Origin of the sequence: Micromonospora sp. DT62 (genome assembly GCF_049847285.1) — a bacterium.
Taxonomy (GTDB): domain Bacteria; phylum Actinomycetota; class Actinomycetes; order Mycobacteriales; family Micromonosporaceae; genus Micromonospora; species Micromonospora reichwaldensis.
Genome location: NZ_JBNCOB010000051.1, coordinates 1 through 4,380, shown reverse-complemented (window position 1 = coordinate 4,380; position 4,380 = coordinate 1). Strand labels below are relative to the sequence as shown.

Below are 4,380 nucleotides of genomic sequence, written 5' to 3'. Positions count from 1 at the left end.
CCGGGCGGTCCGGCAGTCGGTCAGCCGGCGAGGGAGTCGGTCAGTCGGTCAGGTCAGTCGGTCAGGTCAGTCGGTCAACGGTCAGGTCAGTCGGTCAGTCGGTCAGGTCAGTCGGTCAACGGTCAGGTCGGTCGGGCAGTCAACGGTCAGGTCGGTCAGTCGGCGAGCGGTCGATCCGTGAGCAGTCGCCTCGGCCTCATGCCCCGGCCCGCCCCGGCCTCATGCCCCGTGCCCCGGCCTCATGCCCCGGCCTCATGCCCCGTGCCCCGGCCTCATGCCCCGTGCCCCGGCCTCATGCCCCGGCCCGCCCCGGCCTCATGCCCCGCCCCGGCCTCATGCCCCGCCCCCCGCCAACGCCAGACGCTCGAACCCAAGCCACAAGAACTTGACCAAAAACGACCGAACGAAAGAAGGTGTGCGCCTTTGTGTCTAAATTAATTGCAAGAGAGTTGGCGTGCCATTTTCGAGAGCGGCTAAATTTGGGGTCACGCTTGGCTGGCCTCTTCTGCATCTCTAGTTTGTATGATATAAAAGCAGGGAGCCGCTCCCCTGGAGCGGCTCCCTGAAAAACTAGTTAGAAGTTAGGTCAGAATCAGCGGCGGTTACGCTCCTGCCAGAGCGTGATCAGGATTCTGGCCACGGTCAGGGCCCCCACCCCTGCCAGGATGGGGGTCCAGGCCGTGGACGTCTCACTAAGGCTGTTGGCCACCTCCAGCAGGGCAGATGCGCAGCCAAGGGTGGCTAGTGCCTCCTGCTCGCCGTCTCGTGAGTTGGGTCCCTGGGGATCGGTTGGTGCGTTCGGTAGTGCCAAGTAGGTCTCCTGGAGTGCTGGTAGTTGTGGTTGGAGTGGCGATTCAACCGGTGTTCTCGCCACGCACAGAATCTCATATGGACCGTCTTTTCCGCCACTCACTGAGCTGGCTCGCGCGAACCCGTCGACGCTTAAATAAACAACTTCTGAACCCTAGGTTGGGCGAGGAGATGATCAAGGTCAAGAAGCCGTGACGACTCATCGCTACCGAAGGTAATCAGCGCTTCTGGAGGCATGGGCGCTGTATGCCGTGGTGGGAACGATCGCTCCTCATCGTGAGCCGGCGCCCGAGCTAGCCCCTGCTAAGCCGCAGGCCCCACTTGTCGGCCTCGCTGAGCCTGGTGCGAGGCGCGTTCGCCGTCCGGGAGATGTAGCCCGTAACGAGCCAGTCGGGACGGTCTTCACCGACGGCGAGCCAAGGTTTCCACCTCGATCGCTGGCATCGTCCGAAGAGCCGGCGCTGGTCGAGGGTGAGCGTCCATCGGCGGGGTGCAGGCGTGCAAGGGCGGCGGATGCCGCCGCCCGCGCGGCGCGGCGCCGCCCGGGATGATGACCGCCGTGGCGGCCCGCCCGTAGCTTCCAGCCCAAACGCTAAGGAGTTGATCTAGCGGGAGGGTCGCCAGCGGCTGTTCGAGAAACGATCGGTTCCCGCACAAGATCAAATGCTGCCGTTCGTGCCGCTCCGAGCCGTCCAAGAAACCCGTCCGGAAAGTCGGTGTGGCCAACAAGGCGATCACGGGTTCTCGGACACCAACTGCTTCGGCTGGTCAACTCGGGCGCTTGGGCGCGGGCCGGTCGGACCGGCGCTCGCCCTCGTCCTGGTCGCTGCGGGCGCCAGATCCCCGGACGCCATCAGTGGGCCGGTAACCGCCCAGGAGCCGGGTGATCAAGGCGGCGATGGCGGCGCGGATGCCGCCGTGCACGAGATCTCGCAGGAGTAGGTCCGGGTCGAGCAGGTCCATCGTTTCTTCGCTTCCGGTTGTTGCTGCGGCGATCGCCGGCGAACCGCAGGAACGCGGGCCGCACCTCCAGGAAAGATCGCTGGCAACCGGAGGAGAAGGGGCACGGACAGGGCCGGAGCGACTCGGGCGAGCTCCTACACTGTCGGACGATGCGAGAACGTCGGACACTGTCGGACAGCGTCGGACACTGTCGTACATGGTCGGATGGGATCGGAGGGCTCTGCAAATGAGTGAAGCGCTCGGAATCGAAGCGCCGAACCCCGCGTCCGTCACCACCCTAGCCGACCTGGTCCGCGAGCTGCGAGTCCTGCACATCCATTGCGGCAGACCGTCGATGCGCGAGCTGGCCAGCCGAGCGGACAAGTGCGAGCCTAGGTCGCTGCCGCACTCCACGGCCCAGGACGCGCTGAGCGGGAAGCGCGGTCTACCACGGCTGACCGTGCTGATGGCGCTCCTGCGGGCCCTCGACGTCAGCGACGTTGAGCCGTGGCGCGACGCATGGCGCCGCGCCGAGCTTCACAGGCAAGGGCTGCTCGACCGCCCGAATACCTCGGCGAGCCGTGCCGTCGCATCGGCGCCGACCCGGGCCGCAGGGAGCACCCGCATCGCCGTCGTCAACGTGCAGCGGGGTGCCGCTTTGGTGCAGGAGCTTCCTCTCGAGGATGTGGTGGAGCAACTGGCCGACATGCCCGCATCGGACGCCGCTCGCCGGCTCGACGTGATACCCGTCGAGCGGACCGTCGAGGTCCTGACGGACATGGACGACAAGGTCGGGGGCGAGATCCTGGCCGCGATGCGGCCCACCGCCGCCGCCGCGGCCTTGACCGCCATGGCACCTTCCGCCGCAGCAGAGCTGATATTGAGGATCAGGTACGACCAGCGCACTCAGATCTTCACGTGCCTGCCCGCCGAAGCCGCGCCGGCGATCTTCGCCGAGATGCCGGACTGGATCACCGTCTTGGGCCAGAGCGGGGTGGGACCCGAGAAGGTCGTGCAGTTCCTAGCGCGCGTGCCTTTCGACGACGCAGTTGAGTTCCTCACCAAGCGGTCGGCGGACGCCCCGCAGTGGCTCACCGTCGCGTCCCCCGCTTTTGCGGGGCGGGTGGTGGCGGCAGTGAAACCAGAGCAGGCGGCGGCCTGGCTCGACAGCATCTCGGGGCCGGCTTTCGTCGAGATGGTCGACCATCTCCATCCCTCAGTGTTTCATCCGGCCCTGCCGCACCTGGCGAGGGTTGCGATCCGGGTTCTTCAAGCCCTCGGCGAAGAGCGACTCGTGCGGCTGCTGGCCCGGGCACCGTCCGAGGTGGCGCATGACTGGCTGCGGCACCTCGGGGGCAGGCTGACCCAGGAGTCCTTGGTCCAGATCCGGCAAGCCGCTTTCCGACGGTAACCCAGCTTGATCGGCAAGAGCCCATTCTTAGTGGATAATGTTTCTTATCCGCTGAGTACTCTTGCCATCTCAGCGGATAACGTCTTTGAGACGTGGCTGAAAGTCCGGCCCAAACTCAGTGGATAAGAAGGACGGTGGACCGGATGGCCCGCACCGCGACCGCGAAGGTCGTACCGCTGCGCCCCGCTCACCCGGAGGCGGCGGTGAACCGGGCCCTCGTGGCGCTGCACCGGCACCTCGACCGGTGCGCCCTGTCCGCCAACACCACGAAGGCGTACCGGGCCCGCGCCCGCGCGTACGGCGTATGGCTCACCGCCCACGCTGGCGACCATCCGGACGCCTTCGTTGACCAGGTCGGCGCCGAGGCCGCCGTTACTGCTTGGCGCCGGCACCTCATCGCCGCCAAGGCCAGCCCGTCCACCGTCAACCAGGCCCTCGCCGCCGTCGACCTGCTCTACGAGACTGGCGCCGGCCTGCGGCTGAAGGTCAAGCGGGCTCGCGTGCCCCGCCCCGGCGAACCGGACGCGCTCACCCCGAAGGAGCAGGGCGCGCTTGAGCGGGCCGCCGACCGCCGCGGCGTCCGCGACGCCGCCATCATCGCCCTGCTGCTCTACACCGGCGCCCGCGCCCAGGAGTGCGCCCGCCTCGACGTCGACGACCTCGCCATCACCGCCCGCACCGGCACGATCCGCCTGCACGGCAAGGGCGACGAGGTCCGCCACGTGCCCGTCCCGGCGCGCGCACGCGAGCGGCTCACCGCCTGGATCCGCCACCGCGGCGCCGAGCCGGGACCGTTGTGGACCGGCCAACGCGGCCCGCTCAGCGACTCCGGCATCGCCCAAGTCGTCCTGGCCACAGGCGCCGACGCTGGCCTGCCCGGCCTGCGACCGCACCGGCTCCGTCACACCTACGCCACCCGGCTCCGCCAAGGCGGCGCCGACCCGGCCCAGGTCCAAGCCCTGCTCGGTCACGCCTCTCTCGACACCACCGCCCGCTACTTCCGCGCCGGCGCCGCCGAGCAGGCCGCCGTCGTTGAGCGCATCTTCGACTAGTTCCGCCAAGAGAAGCGGGGGGGGGGGGGGGGGGGGGGGGGGGGGGGGGGGGGGGGGGGGGGGGGGGGGGGGGGGGGGGGGGGGGGGGCGGGGGGGGGGGGGGGGGGGGGGGGGGGGGGGGGGGGGGGGGGGGGGGGGGGGGGGGGGGGGGGGGGGGGGGGGGGG

General features: G+C 69.1%; 3 protein-coding genes. 2 read left to right on the top strand and 1 reads right to left on the bottom strand.

The features are described 5' to 3' along the window. Nucleotides 1-1,578: 1,578 nt before the first annotated feature. Nucleotides 1,579-1,773, bottom strand: a complete 195-nt coding sequence (locus ACPXCB_RS31450; protein ID WP_425879746.1) for a hypothetical protein — start codon at nt 1,771-1,773, stop codon at nt 1,579-1,581. A 226-nt stretch (nt 1,774-1,999) separates the two neighbouring features. Here ACPXCB_RS31450 and ACPXCB_RS31445 point away from each other — a divergent pair, with 226 nt between their 5' ends. Both ACPXCB_RS31445 and ACPXCB_RS31440 read left to right on the top strand, forming a co-directional pair. Next, complete coding sequence (locus ACPXCB_RS31445) at nt 2,000-3,163, top strand: magnesium transporter MgtE N-terminal domain-containing protein (protein ID WP_425879744.1); 1,164 nt, start codon at nt 2,000-2,002, stop codon at nt 3,161-3,163. 143 nt (nt 3,164-3,306) lie between these two features. Continuing rightward, nucleotides 3,307-4,215, top strand: a complete 909-nt coding sequence (locus ACPXCB_RS31440; protein ID WP_425879743.1) for a tyrosine-type recombinase/integrase — start codon at nt 3,307-3,309, stop codon at nt 4,213-4,215. The last annotated feature ends 165 nt before the right edge of the window (nt 4,216-4,380 follow it).